This is a genomic window from Pedobacter ginsengisoli (assembly GCF_030244015.1).
In the GTDB taxonomy this organism is placed as follows: Bacteria; Bacteroidota; Bacteroidia; order Sphingobacteriales; family Sphingobacteriaceae; genus Pedobacter; species Pedobacter ginsengisoli.
The window spans coordinates 446,006-464,386 of record NZ_JASSYX010000003.1 but is presented as its reverse complement, the minus strand read 5'-3'; the positions used below and the strand labels follow the sequence as shown (position 1 = coordinate 464,386).

Here is an 18,381-nt window from a genome sequence, read left to right as displayed (position 1 = left end):
ACAGAAACTAACCAATCTAAAAACAGATTAAGAATATTAGATTTGTAAGATTGAACATGCAGCGTTATTTTATTGAACTGTCTTATAATGGTACCGTCTACCACGGCTGGCAGATACAGCCAAATGCGCTGACCGTGCAGGAATGCCTGGACAAGGCACTATCGGTGTACTTCAGGCAGCAGGTAAGTACGGTAGGCTGCGGCCGGACCGATACCGGGGTACACGCCACCCAGTTTTATGCTCATTTTGACCTGGGCCCTGCCAGTGAAGAAGAGCCGGTGAAAACCGGGGTACCTTCAAAATGGGTTGCGGGAATCAATTCTCTATTGCCCTACGAAATTGCTGTAAAGCGCATTTTTGAAGTTGCAGCCGATGCCCATGCCAGGTTTGACGCTACTGAGCGGGCGTATCATTATCATCTGCACTTCCACAAAGACCCCTTTAAACTAGACCGTTCATGGCTGTATAAGGGTGCCCTGGATCTGAACGCAATGAATGAAGCCGCAGCTTTGTTGCCCGCTTATACCGATTTTTCCTGCTTCAGTAAGTCCAACACCCAGACATTTACCAACAACTGCAGGATCACGGAAGCTTTTTTTGAAACCAGTGACGGCGGATTGCAATTTACCATACGGGCAGACCGGTTTCTGCGGAACATGGTCCGTGCAATAATCGGGACACTGGTAAGAATTGGCAAAAATGAAATTAACCTAACACAGTTTAAAGAAATTATAGAAAGTAAGGACCGCTGTAACGCCGGGCAATCTGTGCCCGCCTGCGGCTTGTACCTGGTCAGCGTAAGCTATCCATTTGTAAAATAAATATGTCGAAAGTAACAGGAGATGCGATCAATGCAGGTTTGTTGAGAAGAGTTTTTCAATACGTAAAGCCCTATCGCAATATCTTTGCCTGGGCTGTGGTGCTGACGATTTTACTGGCGCTGATCGCTCCGGCACGGCCCTTTCTGATTCAGTATACACTGGACAATTACATCATGAAAGACAACTATTCGGGCCTGCTCTCCATGACGGTAGTTATGCTGCTGCTGCTTGTACTGCAGACCGGGATACAGTTCAGCCATACCCTGCTGACCAACACCCTTGGGCAGTCGGCGGTTCGCGATCTCCGGATAAATGTGTTTAACCACATCACCCGGCTCCGGTTAAAGTACTTTGACAATACGCCTATAGGACAGCTGATCACAAGAACAGTATCAGACCTGGAGACAATTGCGGAAATTTTTTCTGAAGGCCTGATCGTCATCATCGGAGACATCCTGATGGTGATCGTCATCATTGGTGTAATGATCTATAAAGACTGGGCGCTCACCCTCGTTGTACTGCTGCCCATGCCCTTACTGATCATTGCGACTTCGATCTTTCAAAAAGCAATTAAATCAGCTTTCCAGGAGATCAGGACAGAGGTATCCAATCTGAATACCTATTTGCAGGAGCACATTACCGGCGTTTCGATCATTCAGTATTTCGCAAGGGAAGAACAGGAATACAAAAAGTTTGTAAAGATCAATGCGCGTTACCGCGATGCGAACATCAGGTCAAACTGGTACTATTCCATATTTTTTCCGGTTGTAGAGATCATTTCGGCCATGTCGCTCGGTTTACTGATCTGGTACGGATCAAGGAGCATTTTAGCCAATCCGCTGGAAGTCACACCAGGAACAATCGCAGAATTTATCCTGTACATCAGTATGCTGTTCCGTCCAATCCGGGAGCTTGCGGATAAGTTTAACACCCTCCAGATGGGGATGGTTGGTGCCGAGCGCGTGTTTAAGGTGCTGGATACAGATGAGGTTACAGAAAATAAAGGCGTCTTCGCCCCGGATAAAATGACCGGACAGATTTCTTTTCAGCAGGTCTGGTTTGCCTATAACGAGGAGAACTATGTGCTGAAAAACATTTCTTTTGAAGTGGAGGCCGGAAAAACGATTGCTTTGGTCGGTGCTACGGGTGCGGGAAAGTCATCGACGATCAATATTTTGAACCGCTTTTATGAAATTCAAAAAGGAGACATTAAAATAGACGGAGTACGGATTCAGGATTACGAGCTCAGCTACCTGCGCAGCAATATCGCAACTGTACTTCAGGATGTTTTTCTTTTTTCAGATACCATTTTCAACAACATCACTTTAAACAACCCGGAGATCACCATGGAAGAGGTTGTGGACGCGGCGGTAAAAGTCGGCGCCCATGATTTTATTGAAAGATTGCCGGGCGGTTATCAGTACAATGTAATGGAACGCGGAGCTACCTTATCAGCTGGTCAGGCGCAACTGATCTCGTTCATTCGTGCGCTGGTATACAATCCTTCTATCCTGGTACTCGACGAAGCTACCTCATCTGTAGATACGGAAACTGAAATGCTGATTCAAAGGGCTATAGAGAACCTGATGCAGGGCAGGACTTCTATCGTCATTGCCCATCGCCTGTCAACCATTCAAAAAGCCGATAAGATCCTGGTGCTGGATAAAGGCGAGATCAAAGAAATGGGGACACATCAGCAATTGCTTAAACTGGATGGCTATTACAAACGCTTGTACGACCTTCAGTTTAACTCAACCGGCATCACTACTATTTAATTTCCTGCTTACTGCCTGCTTTATGCCAGGCTTCTCTGTCCTTTGCTGCTCAATGTCCCCGAGGTGATCACGCGAACCAGGTAAAAGGGTTGAAAAGCCCGGGGGATCATGCAACCCCCTAGCAACCCCCTAGAAGAGGTTGAAAAGAAGTCATGAAGATTTAGCAACAGTACGCTTTCAGCTACTCAGGACATAAGATTTCCGGTCGCAATCAAAACAACGATACCGTTTTAGGGGCAACCAAAACAGCAGCGTTTTAACAATCACAGGACGCTTGACACGTTCCTCGAGGCGACCTGTTTTGCATTTAGGGCACTTTCTCTTTTCTTCCATAGACGTATAGGGATAATCGTTAATATGGCCGATTGTTATGTAAACGTCTCTGTGATACTTTAATTATTCCACCTATACTATTTTTTTGGTGCCATTAATCGCTATGTTTTTTCTGGATTTTGCGCAAATGCATGAGCTCATCAAACTGAACTTTTGCGACAGGATATTCGCGGAGGTCTAGCTGGATTTGCTGCACTTTCTTCAGTTTAGGGCTTTCCGCATTTGAAGGCCCGTAAAAATGCAGGTATATTTTGCAGTTGTCACGCAGCTCTTCCAGACTGTCAAACTGTTCGATTTGGCTGTAAAAGGCATCGTCGTCTGCGGGTGGTAAAATTGCTTTTTGCAAAAGAATCTTCAAATATAGAAGCTCAGGCCCTGTCTTTTTACTTTGCTTTTCCGCGACTTTTAATTTGGCCAGCGCCTGCAGGTACTTTCCCTGCTCATAAGCCCTGCGGATATCGTCCAGATCCTGCAATGCGGTTCTTTTTTGTGCGGTGCAGGATAAAGTCAAAAAAAATAGGGCGGATGTCAGGATCAAAAAATATTTCATGGCTCTGGATGTCAATGATAATGCAAAAAACAGAGAAATCATATTATAATAAAAAATCAGTATTATAGTCCGATGAAATCTATTTTTTCAAATCTCACGTTTCAGGTGCTGACCGCTATTGTGCTTGGTATACTGGTTGGCGCTTTTTTTCCGGGCTTTGCACCGCATGCCAAACTGATCAGCCAGAGTTTTATCAATATGATCAGTATGCTGATTGCTCCGATCATTTTTCTGACCATTGTGCTGGGCATAGCCCATATGGGTGATATGAAAAAAGTAGGCCGGGTAGGCGGAAAGGCATTGCTTTATTTTGAGATCGTGACGACCGCTGCCATTATTATAGGGATGCTGGTAGCCAATTTATTAAAGCCGGGTGCAGGCATACAGACCGCAGAAGGTGATGTCAGCAAAATCAAATCCTATACCGATCAGGCGGGCAGCATCAACTGGGTAGAATTCCTGACACACATTATCCCGCACAACATTTTTGAGTCTTTTGCCAAGGGGGACATCCTGCAGATCCTGTTCTTTGCGATCTTGTTTGGCTACGGGCTCAATAAAATGGGAGAAAAGGGCGCATCTCTTTTGAGTACATTCGATAAGATCTCTAAAGTTTTCTTCAATATCATGAAAGTGGTGATGCGCCTGGCGCCTCTTGGCGCATTCGGCGGGATGGCCTTCAGCGTCGGCACTTATGGGTTAAAGACTCTATTGCCTATGGCTAAGCTGATGGGATCGGTATACCTGACCTGTTTTCTTTTTATTTTTGTGGTGCTCAACGGCATTTGCAGGTATTATAAGTTTAGCCTGTGGAAATACTTGAGGTATATCCGTCAGGAGATCCTGATTGTATTGGGCACTTCTTCTTCTGAATCTGTCCTTCCCAGTATGATGCAAAAAATGGAAGCCATCGGCTGCAAAAAGTCTGTGGTGGGACTGGTGATTCCTACCGGATATTCTTTTAACCTCGACGGAACAGCGATTTACCTTTCTATGGCCGTCATTTTTCTCTGCCAGGTGTTTGGGGTAGACCTGTCTCTTGGGCAGCAGGTCAGTGTACTTGCGGTATTGATGGTCACCTCCAAAGGTGCCGCAGGAGTGACCGGAAGCGGTTTTATTGTATTGGCATCTACTTTAACGGCGCTGAAGATCATGCCTGTAGAACACATAGCCATTTTGCTGGGCGTAGACAGGTTCATGTCTGAAGCCCGGGCGATTACCAATATGATCGGCAACGGGATTGCGACCATTGTGATCGCGAAGAGTGAGAATGAATTTGACGAGGAAAAATATTTGCTGGCTACGAGCCCCCGAGGCAATCGAAAAGGCGGAAGCCGATATTTAGCTGAAAATCATTAAATTGCTCTATGAAATTGACTTCTCTACTTGTCTTTTTGCTGTTGTTTTGGGCTGTTCGTGCATGTCCACAGGATGTCGGGTCAATATTTCAGAGCAGGGTGAGTTTTCCGGAAACACAGGCTATTGACATGCGCAAGGTAATCGTTTGTGGAGAAGACCAGTCCGTATGGGCGATTTCTGATGCTGGTAAAGTTTATTATAAGCTTAGCAGTGATGCTGTTTTTACTCCTTTTGCTACAATACCTAATGTATTTGTCACAGACATTGCGGGCTATAATGCCAGTGAAATGTATTTCCTTGCCGGGGATAAGCTCTACCAGGTTAAAAATATGGCCGCGCTGACAGAAATTGTTTTGCCGGGTTCGCGACAGCAGATAAACGGAATTGCTGTCGTTCATGCCAGCAGGAATACATATCTGGAAGGTTATCACGGTAAACGCGATTGGCTGGCCATTGCTACTTACACCCTGGCACATTCACTTTTCAGGGATGATGGCACATTTGCGTCTTTTACCCCAGTAAGTACCGGATCTAGTCCGGATATCGAGATCAGCAATTCCAGTCTTAAGTCCATTGATTTTCAATATAAGGTTCATCCCGTTTCGCAGTGCTTCGGCAATTTAACTACTGCCTACTATAACAGAGTAGATACGGTGACTACAGAAACCTTATTGCCGGAAAGCTCTCCTGTCTATGATGGAATTGTAAACTGCACCTATTTTGAAGCCCCTTTTAATGAGGAAAAAGACGGTGGTAAAAAAGGCTTTGATTATTGGGGCACGAACAAAGGCTTGTTTGTCAAGACTTCCGGAAGTTGCGGATTAGCCGAGGTTAGAAGGAAGTTGGATTTCAATATAAATGACCTCGAGGAACTGAATTTTTTCAGGGATATTTTTAATGATAAGATAGTTTTGGCGGGAGCAAATGACGGTCTTTATTATTCAGCACGATCATTTAGTCCTGATGTGACTTCTGAAATTGATAAAATAGGGTTCACTAAACTTTTTGATTTCGAAAGGAGGGTAAATAGCATAGCACTCGAGCTGGCAGGCGTTGAAGAGGGAGACAAGCTGTTTTGTCAGACTGCAGTTTGGCTGGCCACCGATAAGGGGATTGTGAAGATTCCGATGGCGCCAGCTACAAAAAATGTTGGTAAGGATACATTTGGCAGAAATGGCCTGTTGGTTTCCGTGGACGCAGGGTTAAAGGATGCTTATTGCGTAAGCAATGGTGAGGAGTATAAGTTCAGGGTAAACCTGCCTGGCAGTAATCCAGCAGATTACCTGGTGCAGTGGTACAGGGATCCGGAAAATTATGGAGATCGTATAGAGATTGATAGTTTACAAGGCCTGACTGAGTGGACTTTGTCGGACAGGGGGATGTACAGCATTAAAATTACTTTATTGTCATGTGGAGAATATGTGGACGTTGGTCCTTTTTATCTTCGGGATCCTGAGCGAACCATAATCGATTTTAATTATCCGGATACGGTATCTATGCTCAAAGGTTGCAAATTTACTTTCAGCGCCACCAGCACCACCCCAGGCATGAAGTATCAATGGTTCAGGAATGATCAGCCTTTATCTGAAACTTCAAACGTCCTGAAGGCGGAGCTGCCCGGCAGGTACCAGTTATTTTATATCGATCCCTGCACGGAAAGGCCTATGCCGATGAAGTCCGTACAATTAAACGAAGTTGAAGTACCGGCCCCCGTCATCACACGCAGTAAAAACCTGTCACTTTGTTATGGGGATACCGTGACACTGAGTGTGGAGGATCCGGATATCGACGGAATTACTTTTACCTATAGGTGGCAGAGAAACGGAAGTGTTATCCCCGGAGAGACCTCAAGGGAGATAAAGGTGAGTCAGGCAGGTAATTATGATGCCACTATTAATTTGGGTGAGGACTGTACCGGCCCGCGAAGCCCGACTGCGCCAGTAGAAATCAACGAGTTGCTGAAACTTGAGGCGCCAGCCCAAACGCAGATTTGTACCATACGGGGGCAGAATTTAAAACTGACCGCAGCCCAGGGCTTTATGACTTATACCTGGGATGGTGTGGCGGGTACTTCAAATTTCCTGGAAGTGACAGCTCCGGGAGAATACTTCCTGGAAGTGGAGGATGCCAGTGGCTGTACGGCGAGTACCACATATATCGTCGTGCCCTACTGCGCGCCACCAGTGCCACCCAATGCTTTCAGTCCAAATGGTGACGGTGTCAACGACCTCTGGACTGTAGCAGGCCTTGAAGATGATCCGGATGCAAAAATACATGTCTACAACCGCTTTGGTGTCAGCGTGTTTGATGGTTCGGCGAAACAGCCCTTCTGGAATGGCAAGGTCAAAGGCGCTGATGTTCCTGATGGTACTTATTATTATGTAGTCACTAAAAAATCCGCGAAGCCATTGACCGGTTCGCTGGTGCTGATCAGGTGATCCTACAGGCACCGTTCCCTCCCGCAGCCGGGTTTTGAAACTGTTTTTTAATTTGTATTTTGTGCGGAAACCAAATCCTTAATCTCACACAAATGAAAAATACGTATTTCCTGGCTCTGATTGCCTGCTTTATGCTGTCCAGCTGCGGCCAGATGAAAAAAACTTCTGATACCGCAGGCGACGATAAAAAAGGCTGGAAAAAACTGTTTAACGGAAAGGACATTAACGACTGGTTCGTGAAAATCCATCACCATGAGGTAGGGGAAAACTATGGCAATACTTTTAGGGTGGAAGATGGAATCATCAAGATCAGGTATGATCAGTATGGCGATTTCAACGACCAGTTTGGACACTTGTATTATAAGACCCCGTATTCTTATTATCACCTCAAGTTTGAGTACCGTTTTGTGGGCAAGCTTCAGAAAGGGGCGCCGGGATATACGCTGCTAAACAGCGGGGTTATGTTCCATTCACAGGATCCCAGAACGATGCTCAAAGAACAGGACTGGCCGATATCCATTGAAATGCAGCTTTTGGCCGGATTGGGCGACGGAAAGCCAAGGCCAACCGGTAATATGTGCTCGCCCGGTACTGACGTGATCTACAAAGGCAGGATTTCGCCCGATCATTGTATCAATTCGACTTCCAAAACTTATGACGGTGAGCAGTGGGTAAGGGGGGAACTGATCGTTTTGGGTGACTCACTGATCACCCACATCATCAATGGCGATACGGTATTGCAATATTCAAAGCCACAAATAGGTGGTGGCGTAGCCAATGGCTTTGATCCTAAGTACAAACAGGATGGCAAATTGCTGAGCAGCGGTTTTATTGCGCTGCAAAGTGAGGGTCAGCCGGTCGACTTTAAAAATATAGAAATCAAACAGCTTCGTCGACAATAACGGTAACGTCCTTGTCCAGTTTAATGGTATGCAGGACTTTGGTCTTTTCACTGTATACAACAATCCTGTTCTCATCCAGATACTGGACAAGCCTGTATGGTGCTGAATTTTGAAAGAACCTCCATTGGGTATAAAATTGGTCCGCCGGTTTTTTCTCCGCGGGCAGAAAAGTGACAAAGATCTCTACCGCGGTTATGTTGTCTATGAAGAACCGCTCACTCTTCATCAAGACTTTTTGAGCGGCGGGGTTATTCTTAAACTCTTCGATAGCGATCTCCCGGATCGCTGATGCAGACTTGCTCGGATTCCGGTCAATGGTGTCCACGATGAGGTTGTTTACCTCGTTCCTGGTTTTCAGGTAAATCCCGTTTCCTGTCTGCAATATTCTGAAGTATATTTTTAGTGGTTTCATTTGTATCTGAAAGCTATATAAATTTGAATACAAATATTATATTTAATTCATGAATAAAAACAGGTTGGAAGCATTTAGTGATGGCGTACTGGCCATCATTATTACAATTATGGTTTTGGAACTGAAGGTTCCTCACGACAGTTCGTTTCATGCTTTGCTGGAACTGGCCCCGGTATTTATGAGTTATGTGCTGAGTTTCATTTATGTGGGAATTTACTGGAACAACCATCACCACATGCTGCAGCTGGTGAAAAAGGTCAATGGGAAAGTGCTATGGGCAAACCTGCATCTGCTGTTCTGGCTGTCGCTGTTTCCCTTCGCTACTGCCTGGATGGGCGAAAATCATTTTGAAACATTACCGGTGATGGTTTATGGCTGTGTCATGTTCATGGCTGCAATGGCTTACTTTATCCTGGAACGGACTTTGGTCAGCTTGCACGGGCCTGACTCAGATTTTTCTTCTGCCTTTAAGGGGCACGTTAAAGACATCATTTCGACCCTGATTTATCTGGTTGCGATTGGGGGTAGTTTTATCAGTCCGCTGATCGGGATTGCCTGCTATGTTCTGGTCGCAGTAATCTGGTTTATACCCGACCGGAGAGTGGAAAAAAAGATTTGAATAAAGTCGTTTTTTAATAGGGGGAGCGCGTTAGGTATAATTGTTTTTAAAAACAATTATACCTAAGTTTGCACAAAAATTAAAGATACATGAGTGTTTTAGTAAATAAGGATTCAAAAGTTATTGTTCAGGGCTTTACAGGTAATGAGGGTTCATATCACGCTGCTCAGATGATTGAGTACGGGACAAACGTTGTAGGTGGTGTTACACCCGGAAAAGGCGGCCAGACTCATTTGGAAAGACCAGTGTTTAATACGGTAAAGGATGCGGTTGACAAAGCCGGCGCTAATGTATCTATCATATTTGTTCCGCCTGCGTTTGCGGCTGATGCCATCATGGAAGCAGCCGAAGCGGGCATCAAGGTTATTGTTTGTATCACTGAAGGTATCCCAACCAAGGATATGATCCAGGTTAAAGAATATATTTCAGATAAAGACTGCCGTTTAATTGGTCCTAACTGTCCGGGTATCATCACTGCTGATGAGGCCAAAATTGGTATCATGCCAGGTTTTATCTTTAAAAAAGGTACTGTAGGTGTGGTGTCGAAATCAGGTACTCTTACTTATGAAGCGGTAGACCAGGTAGTAAAGGCAGGTCTGGGTATCACTACTGCAATCGGTATTGGTGGTGACCCGATCATCGGGACAACTACGAAGGAAGCAGTGGAGTTGCTGATGAATGATCCTGAAACTAAAGGCATCATCATGATTGGCGAGATTGGCGGGGGCATGGAAGCTGAAGCTGCGCGCTGGATCAAGGAAAACGGGACTAAGCCTGTGGTTGGTTTTATAGCGGGCCAGACTGCTCCGGCCGGACGCAGAATGGGTCATGCGGGTGCGATCGTTGGCGGTGCTGATGATACAGCCGCTGCCAAGATGAAAATTATGGCTGAGTGCGGGATTACTGTAGTGGAAAGCCCTGCTGAGATTGGTGAAGCGATGGCCAGGCTGTTAAAATAGGAATAAGATCTTCTTGTATAAACTGAAAGCTCTGATGAAACTTGTTTCGTTGGAGCTTTTCTAGTTCTATGCCCGGTAGAATGACATTATTATTACTTCCTGATGAAACTATCGGGCGCAGTGCTGCGTATATTTAATAAATAATAAAGGAAAAGATGAGATTGATCGGTAAAACATTTATGCTGGGGGCTTTGTTAGCTATGACGGGCCTGTTGGCTTGTGCCCAGCAGCCTAAAAAGGAAGCGCCTAAAAAAACAACTGGTAATATGGAATGGAATAAATTAACCAAAGAAGAAGAGGATGTGATCGTGCGTAAAGGCACCGAATACCCTGGAACAGGCAAGTTACTCAACAATAAAGAGAAAGGTACTTATGTTTGCCGTCGTTGCAATGCGCCGCTCTACCGCTCAGATTCTAAGTTTGATTCACATTGCGGCTGGCCGAGTTTCGACGATGAGATCAAGGGAGCCGTGATCAGGATTCCGGACGCTGACGGGTCCCGGACGGAGATTGTATGCGCAAACTGTAAGGCACACCTGGGGCACGTTTTTATTGGTGAAGGATTTACAAATAAAAATACACGTCACTGTGTAAACTCAATTTCTATGAGTTTTGTGCCTGATAAGAAATAATTTAATCAGTAATGATATTGCTATAATGCCCGATGATAACTTGTCGGGCATTGTTTGTTTATAAGAGTTGAGTTTGCTTATGTTTGCAGTGTTCACCAACTAAAGTAAATATATGAAGTATTGTTTATTATTATGCGGGATGCTGATTTCTTCTTTGGCTTTCAGCCAAGATAAACCTGAAAAAGAAAGCACTAATGAACCTTCAGGGAGTATTACAAAAGCTAAGAATTATGCGTTAGATGTGATCGATAAAACATCGCGGATATTTTCTGAGACGGTTTATGCAACTTATTATGCCAGTAAGTTTGAAGGCCGGAGAACGACCAGCGGTGTGCGTTACCGGGGAAAGAAACTGACTGCGGCACACCTTACCCTTCCATTTGGAACGATAGTGACAGTGACCAATCCTGATAATGGCCGTTCTGTAGATGTGGAGATCAATGACCGGGGCCCGCATTCCAAAAAGTTTAAAATCGATGTTTCCGCTGCTGCCGCAAAGGCCCTTGGTTTTTATGGAAAAGGGGTGGCCCGGCTGGAAATCAGCTACGCCACTGAAAAGGAATAATCCGCTAACTTTCCTGCTCTCAAAGTCAGTTTTCTTAAATTATTAACAATTGTTTTTTTTCAGTACCCCCTAAAAAAGAAATAATTAGCTTTTTTGCTGACTGATTACGACGTTAATTTGATGGTCTCAGTATGTGAAACCCACAGCGTGTTAACAACTTTGTTCTACAAAAAAGGCGGCTTACTTTATATTTGTTTTAGTAAGATTCTTTAATAAATCACACACAGATTCTTAGTTAAAGGTTTAATATTTAGTTGCTTAAGGTTGTCAGAGGATTTCATGTCTTTTTAATCTTGTCATTAGGTATTAGTTCCCTCGGCTACTGGATTTATTAAGGGCTTTTAAGTTCAACAAATCATTTACCCTAGTTAACAGAGGCTTATGCAAGAAGAAGAATTATTATTGAAGGAGAACAAAGACCGTTTTGTTCTTTTGCCGATTAAATACCCTGCGATCTGGGAGATGTATAAGAAAAGTGAGGCCAGCTTCTGGACTGCAGAAGAGATTGATCTTTCGGATGACCAGAAGCACTGGGACAATCTGAATGATGGTGAAAGACATTTTATTTCTCACATTCTCGCTTTCTTCTCTGCTAGTGATGGTATAGTGAATGAAAATCTCGCGGTAAACTTCATGAGTGAGGTACAGTTGCCTGAGGCACGCTGCTTTTATGGTTTTCAGATCATGATGGAGAACATCCATTCAGAAACCTATGCGCTGCTTATTGATACTTATATCAAAGATCCTGATGAAAAAGACAGGCTGTTCCATGCGATAGAAACGGTTCCGTGTGTGAAGAAAAAAGCAGAATGGGCTTTGCGCTGGATCGAAGGCGGTAACTTTGCGGAACGCCTGGTAGCTTTTGCTGCGGTAGAAGGTATTTTCTTCAGCGGAAGCTTCTGTTCCATTTTCTGGTTAAAAAAACGCGGTTTAATGCCTGGCCTGACTTTTAGTAACGAGCTGATCTCCAGAGACGAAGGTTCTCACTGTGAGTTTGCCTGTCTGCTGTACAGTATGCTGCAGAATAAACTGAGTGAGAAAGCGGTTCACGACATCATTAAAGATGCTGTGGAAATAGAAAAGGAGTTTATTACTGATGCCCTGCCTGTGGCATTGATCGGAATGAATGCAAAGCTCATGTCGCAATATATTGAGTTTGTGGCCGACAGGTGGCTTCAGGAACTGGGTTACAGCAAGATATATAATGCCAGTAATCCGTTTGATTTTATGGAGATGATCTCGCTGCAGGGAAAAACCAACTTCTTTGAAAAGAGGGTGGGCGACTATCAGAAAAGCGGTGTGCTGACCTCTACTGAAGATAAGGCTTCGGCTTTCTCTCTGGATGATGATTTTTAAGGCTTATCGGGGTTAGACGATAAGAAAATTAATAAATAAATTATAATCGGTGCCGATGCTGGGTTTGTCGCTCTGAAGTCCAATACGCACCATAAATACCTAGAAAATATGTTTGTAGTAAAAAGAGATGGCCGCAAAGAGGCGGTAAGATTTGACAAGATAACTGCCCGGATCGAGAAGTTATGTTATGGTTTCAACGCTGACCTTGTGGATCCTATAGATGTTGCCAAAAAGGTGATTGAAGGTCTGTATGATGGGGTAACTACGTCAGAACTCGATAACCTTGCTGCGGAAACGGCTGCCTCTTTAACCACCAAGCATCCGGATTATGCACTGCTGGCGTCACGTATAGCGGTATCAAACCTGCATAAAAACACAACCAAGTCTTTCTCTAAGACAATGGAGATGCTGTACAATTATATTGATTCTAAAACAGACAAGCCTGCTTCGCTGATCGCTGATGATGTGTGGGAAGTAATCAGGGATAATGCAGATGTGCTCGACAGTACCATTATTTATGACAGGGATTTTGGCTTTGACTATTTCGGTTTTAAAACTTTGGAAAAGTCTTATTTGCTGAAAATTGAGGGACAGATCGTAGAGCGGCCGCAGCATTTGTTCATGCGTGTGGCGGTCGGGATTCATAAAAGTGACATTGACAGTGCCATAGCTACTTATAACCTGATGAGCGAGCGCTGGTTCACCCATGCTACGCCAACCCTGTTTAATGCAGCTACTCCTAAACCCCAAATGTCGTCATGTTTTCTGCTGACTATGCAGGATGACAGTATTGAAGGTATTTACGATACTTTGAAACAGACTGCTAAGATTTCGCAAAGTGCGGGCGGTATTGGCCTGAGCATCCACAATATCCGCGCTACAGGTTCTTATATCGGTGGCACCAACGGAACAAGCAACGGGATAGTGCCAATGCTGAAAGTATTTAATGATACTGCACGATATGTAGATCAGGGCGGTGGCAAGCGTAAAGGTGCCTTTGCGATTTACCTGGAGCCATGGCATGCCGATGTGCTTAGTTTTCTTGACCTGCGTAAAAACCATGGTAAGGAAGAACTGCGTGCACGTGACCTGTTCTATGCGCTTTGGGTATGTGACCTTTTCATGAGAAGAGTGGAAGAGAATGGCGACTGGAGCCTGTTCTGTCCGCACGAGGCCCCTGGTCTTGCAGATTGCTTCGGCGAGGAATTTGACGCTTTATATGAGCGTTATGAAAAAGAAGGCAGGGCACGTAAAACCATTAAAGCACAGGAATTGTGGTTCGCAATACTGGATTCGCAGATTGAAACCGGTACTCCTTATTTGTTATATAAGGATGCGGCTAACGGCAAATCTAACCAGCAGAACCTTGGAACGATTAAAAGTTCCAACCTCTGTACCGAGATCATCGAATATACTTCTAAAGATGAAGTGGCAGTGTGTAACCTTGCTTCATTAGCGTTGCCAAGATTTGTGATCAACGGTGAGTTTGATCACCAAAAATTATATGATGTAACTTATCAGGCCACTTTAAACCTGAACAAAATCATCGACTATAACTATTATCCTGTAGAAGAGGCGAGAAACTCCAACATGCGCCACAGACCGGTTGGTTTGGGTGTCCAGGGACTGGCAGATGCCTTTATTTTGATGCGCCTGCCTTTTGAAAGTGAAGGTGCACGTATCCTGAACAAAGACATTTTTGAAACGATCTATTTTGCTGCAATGACTGCATCTCATGATCTTGCGGTTAAAAACGGACCTTACCAGACATTTAAAGGTTCTCCGCTATCACAAGGCAAATTCCAGTTTGACCTCTGGAATGTAAAACCGGAGAGTAACCGCTGGGATTGGGAGACCTTACGTGAGAAAGTGGTTAAAGACGGTGTTTACAACTCATTGCTGGTAGCTCCGATGCCTACTGCTTCAACTTCTCAGATCCTGGGAAATAATGAATGCTTTGAACCCTATACTTCTAACATCTATACCAGAAGGGTATTGAGCGGAGAGTTCATCGTAGTCAACAAACATTTACTAAAAGACCTGGTAGCCTTAGGTCTGTGGACCCCGGCAATGAAAGACCGGATCATTTTAGCTAATGGTTCTATCCAGGACATCGCTGAGATCCCTGATTATATCAAGGAACTCTATAAAACCGTTTGGGAAATCAAGATGCGCAGCATTATCGATATGGCTGCTGACAGAGGTGCTTACATCTGCCAGTCACAATCGCTGAATCTGTTCATCAATGCGCCGAATACATCCAAACTGACTTCTATGCATTTCTATGCGTGGAAAAAAGGATTGAAAACAGGTATGTACTATCTGCGTACGCAAGCTGCTTCTCAGGCTGTTAAATTTACAGTAGAGAACCAGGCCGGTAAAAATATGGAGCCGGTGATCCCTGCGCACATTGAACAGGCACAGGCTGCTGAAGAGATTATAGAGGGCCCGGTGTGTACAATGGAAGAAGGATGCATCAGTTGCTCCGGCTAATACGGAATGGAATTTTGAGACCTCAAAATTTGTAATAAAAAGGGCGGTCCCGACATCTGTCGGGACCGCCCTTTTTATTTAATTATTTTTAATCATCGCATGACAAAAGTTGTAAAACAGGTGTTATAAAACATCGTACCTTTGTACCGATGGCTAAACATGAGATCATACCCTGCGAGCGCTGCGGCACACCGATAGAATGTAAGGCAAATGCATACACCAAATGCCAGTGCAGTGCGGTGCAGCTCGATCTGAATGAGGTTCAGTATATCAGTGAACTTTACGATGGATGCCTGTGTGCCAGATGCTTGTTTGAACTGCAGCAGGAATACAGGGATGCCGTTTCTTCCTGAGTCCTATCTTTCTTTTTTTTACTAACTTTGCGCCGAATTATTTGTTGACAAAGAATGGCAAAAGTACAAGTTGGATTGGTGCAAATGAGCTGTACCAGTAATAAGCAGGAAAATTTAGATAAAGCGATTGTGAAAATCAGGGAAGCTGCTGCAAAAGGGGCACAGATTGTGTGTTTGCAGGAACTTTTTACTTCTCTGTATTTTTGTGATGTTGAAGATTATTCAAACTTTGACCTGGCCGAGGCTATTCCCGGCCCCTCTACTGATGCCTTAGCTGAAGTAGCCAAAGAATTGGGTGTAGTGATCATCGCTTCATTATTTGAAAAACGCACAGCAGGTCTGTATCACAATACTACTGCGGTTTTAGATGCTGACGGTGCTTATCTGGGTAAATACCGTAAAATGCACATCCCGGATGATCCTGCCTTTTATGAGAAATTTTATTTCACTCCGGGCGATCTGGGCTATAAGGTCTTCCAGACAAAATTCGCGAAAATCGGTGTTCTGATCTGCTGGGACCAGTGGTATCCTGAGGCATCGCGCATTACGGCGCTGATGGGTGCTGAGATTTTGTTCTACCCAACAGCGATTGGCTGGGCAACAGATCAGGACGAGGAAACAAATAAAGACCAGTATAATGCCTGGCAAACCATCCAGCGTTCGCATGCTGTTGCAAACGGAGTCCCCGTTGTAAGTGTAAACCGTGTTGGTTTTGAGCAGGGTGGTGCAATGAAATTCTGGGGCGGGAGTTTTGCTACGAATGCTCAGGGAAGGATCTTATATCTAAGTTCACATGACGAGGAAGAGACGGAGGTTGTTGCGCTTGATTTAGCTGAATCTGACTTCTTCCGCAAGCACTGGCCTTTTTTAAGGGACCGCAGGATAGATTCTTATCAGCCGATCACCAAAAGGTTTATTGACGAAGATTAAGATTTAAAAATGTCATCATTTAACGAAGTAATATTCAACAGCAGTCCCAAAAAGAATGGCTACAGTTTTCCGGCTGAATGGTCAAAACATGAGGCAACATGGTTAAGCTGGCCTCATAAAGAAGCCTCCTGGCCGGGAAAAATAGACACCATCTATGCGCCTTACTGTCAGTTTATAAAGGTAGTTGCAGAAGGCGAGAAAGTCAGGATTAATGTTAACGATGAGGAAACCAGGTCGTTTGCGATTTCAGAATTGGAAAAAGCGGGAGCTGACCTGGACCAGATCGAGTTTTATTTTAATACCAGCAATGATGCCTGGTGCAGGGACCATGGCCCGGCATTTTTATTAAATACTGCGGGTACAAAAAAAGCGATCGTAGACTGGGATTATAATGCATGGGGCGGTAAATATCCCCCCTATGATCTGGATGATGTGATCCCAACCAAGATTGGAGAGTACTTTAACCTGCCGGTATACAATCCGGGAATTGTTATGGAAGGTGGCTCAGTGGAGTTTAACGGAGCGGGAACAATATTGACTACAACTGCCTGCCTGCTGAATGAAAATAGAAACCCAGGGCTGACTAAAGCGCAGATTGAGTATTATCTGCTGGAATTTTATGGTGCTGAACAAGTACTGTGGCTGGGTGATGGCATAGTGGGTGATGACACTGACGGACACATTGATGACATCACCAGATTTGTGAACGCCGATACCGTACTGACCGTGGTTGAAAGTAACCCGCTGGATGAAAACTATCTCCTGCTGCAGGAAAATCTGGAAACTTTAAAAAGCCTGAGGTTATTGGATGGCAGGCCCCTGAATATCGTTCAGCTGCCGATGCCTTCACCGGTGATCCATGAAGATACCCGGCTGCCGGCATCTTATGCTAATTTTTATATCGCAAATTCGGCTGTAATTGTGCCGACATTCGGGGATGTGAACGATGAAAAAGCTTTGGCAATCATAAGAAGCGTCTTCCGGGATAGGAAGGTTGTAGGGATCGACTCTACAGATATCATTTGGGGTCTGGGTAGTTTTCACTGTCTAAGCCAGCAGGAACCCGCGATTTAGGATTGACTGATTCTATTCGTATCTTAACACTATAATTTAAAAACATTCAATCAAACATAATTACAGATGAAGTTATTAGAAGGAAAAACAGCATTGATTACAGGTGCATCTAAAGGAATTGGCCGTAAGATCGCCGAGAAATTTGCGGAACAAGGTGCCAACGTGGCTTTTACTTATTTGTCCTCAGTAGAAAAAGGACAGGCCTTAGAACAGGAACTGCAGAGTTTCGGTACACAGGTGAAGGGCTACCGTTCTGATGCATCCAAATTTGAGGAAGCTGAAAGACTGATCAATGATATTGTTGCTGATTTTGGAACGGTTGATGTCGTAGTGAACAATGCAGGGATTACCAAGGACGGATTGCTGATGCGCATGACAGAGGAAAACTGGGATGAGGTCATGAATGTAAACTTGAAGTCCGTTTTTAATGTGACCAAGGCGGTTTCAAAGGTCATGATGAAGGCGCGCAAAGGTTCTATCATCAATATGAGTTCCGTAGTTGGTGTACAGGGCAACGCCGGACAGGCCAATTATGCTGCATCTAAGGCGGGTATCATTGGATTCTCCAAATCTGTGGCAAAGGAACTGGGCTCACGGAATATCCGTACCAATGTGGTTGCTCCCGGGTTTATCCGGACAGAAATGACGGATGTACTGGATCCTAAGGTTGTCAAAGGGTGGGAAGAGGGAATTCCTTTGAAAAGAGCCGGCGAAACAGAAGATGTTGCCAATGTTTGTGTATTTCTTGCATCAGATATGAGCGCTTATGTAACCGGACAGGTGCTGTCTGTGTGCGGCGGCATGCTGTAG

17 protein-coding genes are annotated in these 18,381 nt (G+C 44.6%); 15 read left to right on the top strand and 2 right to left on the bottom strand.

Going from position 1 to position 18,381, the window contains the following annotated elements:
- The first annotated feature begins 56 nt into the window (after window positions 1-56).
- Window positions 57-821: a tRNA pseudouridine(38-40) synthase TruA gene (truA, locus tag QEP08_RS14165; protein ID WP_285058964.1), complete on the top strand. Its 765-nt coding sequence runs from the start codon at window positions 57-59 to the stop codon at window positions 819-821.
- Between the two features lie 2 nt (window positions 822-823).
- A complete protein-coding gene (locus QEP08_RS14160; protein ID WP_285058962.1) occupies window positions 824-2,596 on the top strand; it encodes an ABC transporter ATP-binding protein in 1,773 nt (590 codons plus the stop codon).
- A gap of 427 nt (window positions 2,597-3,023) precedes the next feature.
- On the opposite strand, the gene QEP08_RS14155 is transcribed toward QEP08_RS14160, so the two are convergent.
- Window positions 3,024-3,479, bottom strand: coding sequence for a hypothetical protein (locus QEP08_RS14155; RefSeq protein ID WP_285058960.1), 456 nt, complete (start codon window positions 3,477-3,479; stop codon window positions 3,024-3,026).
- Window positions 3,480-3,551: 72 nt separating this feature from the next.
- Between QEP08_RS14155 and QEP08_RS14150 the strand changes: the two genes are divergently transcribed.
- The 3 genes from QEP08_RS14150 to QEP08_RS14140 all read left to right on the top strand — a co-directional run bounded on the left by QEP08_RS14150 (window position 3,552) and on the right by QEP08_RS14140 (window position 8,178).
- Window positions 3,552-4,838 carry a dicarboxylate/amino acid:cation symporter gene (locus tag QEP08_RS14150; RefSeq protein ID WP_285058959.1) on the top strand — a complete coding sequence of 429 codons (1,287 nt, stop codon included), beginning with the start codon at window positions 3,552-3,554 and terminating at the stop codon, window positions 4,836-4,838.
- An 8-nt stretch (window positions 4,839-4,846) separates the two neighbouring features.
- A complete protein-coding gene (locus QEP08_RS14145) occupies window positions 4,847-7,276 on the top strand; it encodes a T9SS type B sorting domain-containing protein (RefSeq protein ID WP_285058957.1) in 2,430 nt (809 codons plus the stop codon).
- A gap of 92 nt (window positions 7,277-7,368) precedes the next feature.
- On the top strand, window positions 7,369-8,178 hold the full coding sequence (locus QEP08_RS14140) for a 3-keto-disaccharide hydrolase (protein ID WP_285058956.1): 810 nt from the start codon (window positions 7,369-7,371) through the stop codon (window positions 8,176-8,178).
- On the opposite strand, the gene QEP08_RS14135 is transcribed toward QEP08_RS14140, so the two are convergent.
- On the bottom strand, window positions 8,156-8,590 hold the full coding sequence (locus QEP08_RS14135; RefSeq protein WP_285058954.1) for a hypothetical protein: 435 nt from the start codon (window positions 8,588-8,590) through the stop codon (window positions 8,156-8,158). The genes QEP08_RS14140 and QEP08_RS14135 overlap by 23 nt on opposite strands.
- Before the next feature lie 49 nt (window positions 8,591-8,639).
- On the opposite strand from QEP08_RS14135, the gene QEP08_RS14130 reads away from it, so the two are divergent.
- The 10 genes from QEP08_RS14130 to fabG all read left to right on the top strand — a co-directional run bounded on the left by QEP08_RS14130 (window position 8,640) and on the right by fabG (window position 18,381).
- Window positions 8,640-9,209, top strand: coding sequence for a TMEM175 family protein (locus QEP08_RS14130; RefSeq protein ID WP_285058952.1), 570 nt, complete (start codon window positions 8,640-8,642; stop codon window positions 9,207-9,209).
- 89 nt (window positions 9,210-9,298) lie between these two features.
- On the top strand, window positions 9,299-10,168 hold the full coding sequence (gene sucD, locus QEP08_RS14125) for a succinate--CoA ligase subunit alpha (protein ID WP_285058950.1): 870 nt from the start codon (window positions 9,299-9,301) through the stop codon (window positions 10,166-10,168).
- A gap of 155 nt (window positions 10,169-10,323) precedes the next feature.
- Window positions 10,324-10,800 (top strand): methionine-R-sulfoxide reductase, encoded by a 477-nt coding sequence (locus tag QEP08_RS14120; RefSeq protein ID WP_285058948.1) that lies wholly within the window; start codon window positions 10,324-10,326, stop codon window positions 10,798-10,800.
- 112 nt (window positions 10,801-10,912) lie between these two features.
- The gene (locus QEP08_RS14115; RefSeq protein ID WP_349019038.1) at window positions 10,913-11,365 is read left to right on the top strand and encodes a septal ring lytic transglycosylase RlpA family protein; all 453 of its coding nucleotides are present in this window, start codon (window positions 10,913-10,915) and stop codon (window positions 11,363-11,365) included.
- Window positions 11,366-11,746: 381 nt separating this feature from the next.
- On the top strand, window positions 11,747-12,721 hold the full coding sequence (locus QEP08_RS14110; protein ID WP_285058947.1) for a ribonucleoside-diphosphate reductase small subunit: 975 nt from the start codon (window positions 11,747-11,749) through the stop codon (window positions 12,719-12,721).
- Window positions 12,722-12,829: 108 nt separating this feature from the next.
- Window positions 12,830-15,214, top strand: coding sequence for a ribonucleoside-diphosphate reductase subunit alpha (locus QEP08_RS14105; protein WP_285058945.1), 2,385 nt, complete (start codon window positions 12,830-12,832; stop codon window positions 15,212-15,214).
- A 149-nt stretch (window positions 15,215-15,363) separates the two neighbouring features.
- Window positions 15,364-15,567 carry a cysteine-rich CWC family protein gene (locus QEP08_RS14100; RefSeq protein WP_285058944.1) on the top strand — a complete coding sequence of 68 codons (204 nt, stop codon included), beginning with the start codon at window positions 15,364-15,366 and terminating at the stop codon, window positions 15,565-15,567.
- Between the two features lie 54 nt (window positions 15,568-15,621).
- Window positions 15,622-16,497, top strand: a complete 876-nt coding sequence (locus QEP08_RS14095; RefSeq protein WP_285058943.1) for a carbon-nitrogen hydrolase — start codon at window positions 15,622-15,624, stop codon at window positions 16,495-16,497.
- 9 nt (window positions 16,498-16,506) lie between these two features.
- A complete protein-coding gene (locus QEP08_RS14090; protein WP_285058941.1) occupies window positions 16,507-17,571 on the top strand; it encodes an agmatine deiminase family protein in 1,065 nt (354 codons plus the stop codon).
- Window positions 17,572-17,637: 66 nt separating this feature from the next.
- Window positions 17,638-18,381, top strand: coding sequence for a 3-oxoacyl-[acyl-carrier-protein] reductase (gene fabG, locus QEP08_RS14085; protein ID WP_285058939.1), 744 nt, complete (start codon window positions 17,638-17,640; stop codon window positions 18,379-18,381).

Excerpts from the sequence above, each read along its gene's own strand:
- QEP08_RS14160 (WP_285058962.1), top strand. The coding sequence starts at position 824 with ATGTCGAAAGTAACAGGAGATGCGATCAATGCAGGTTTGTTGAGAAGA.
- sucD (WP_285058950.1), top strand. The coding sequence starts at position 9,299 with ATGAGTGTTTTAGTAAATAAGGATTCAAAAGTTATTGTTCAGGGCTTT.
- QEP08_RS14090 (WP_285058941.1), top strand. The coding sequence starts at position 16,507 with ATGTCATCATTTAACGAAGTAATATTCAACAGCAGTCCCAAAAAGAAT.
- QEP08_RS14110 (WP_285058947.1), top strand. The coding sequence starts at position 11,747 with ATGCAAGAAGAAGAATTATTATTGAAGGAGAACAAAGACCGTTTTGTT.
- fabG (WP_285058939.1), top strand. The coding sequence starts at position 17,638 with ATGAAGTTATTAGAAGGAAAAACAGCATTGATTACAGGTGCATCTAAA.
- QEP08_RS14145 (WP_285058957.1), top strand. The coding sequence starts at position 4,847 with ATGAAATTGACTTCTCTACTTGTCTTTTTGCTGTTGTTTTGGGCTGTT.
- QEP08_RS14155 (WP_285058960.1), bottom strand. The coding sequence starts at position 3,479 with ATGAAATATTTTTTGATCCTGACATCCGCCCTATTTTTTTTGACTTTA.
- QEP08_RS14130 (WP_285058952.1), top strand. The coding sequence starts at position 8,640 with ATGAATAAAAACAGGTTGGAAGCATTTAGTGATGGCGTACTGGCCATC.
- QEP08_RS14140 (WP_285058956.1), top strand. The coding sequence starts at position 7,369 with ATGAAAAATACGTATTTCCTGGCTCTGATTGCCTGCTTTATGCTGTCC.
- QEP08_RS14150 (WP_285058959.1), top strand. The coding sequence starts at position 3,552 with ATGAAATCTATTTTTTCAAATCTCACGTTTCAGGTGCTGACCGCTATT.
- QEP08_RS14095 (WP_285058943.1), top strand. The coding sequence starts at position 15,622 with ATGGCAAAAGTACAAGTTGGATTGGTGCAAATGAGCTGTACCAGTAAT.
- QEP08_RS14100 (WP_285058944.1), top strand. The coding sequence starts at position 15,364 with ATGGCTAAACATGAGATCATACCCTGCGAGCGCTGCGGCACACCGATA.
- QEP08_RS14120 (WP_285058948.1), top strand. The coding sequence starts at position 10,324 with ATGAGATTGATCGGTAAAACATTTATGCTGGGGGCTTTGTTAGCTATG.
- QEP08_RS14105 (WP_285058945.1), top strand. The coding sequence starts at position 12,830 with ATGTTTGTAGTAAAAAGAGATGGCCGCAAAGAGGCGGTAAGATTTGAC.
- truA (WP_285058964.1), top strand. The coding sequence starts at position 57 with ATGCAGCGTTATTTTATTGAACTGTCTTATAATGGTACCGTCTACCAC.
- QEP08_RS14135 (WP_285058954.1), bottom strand. The coding sequence starts at position 8,590 with ATGAAACCACTAAAAATATACTTCAGAATATTGCAGACAGGAAACGGG.
- QEP08_RS14115 (WP_349019038.1), top strand. The coding sequence starts at position 10,913 with ATGAAGTATTGTTTATTATTATGCGGGATGCTGATTTCTTCTTTGGCT.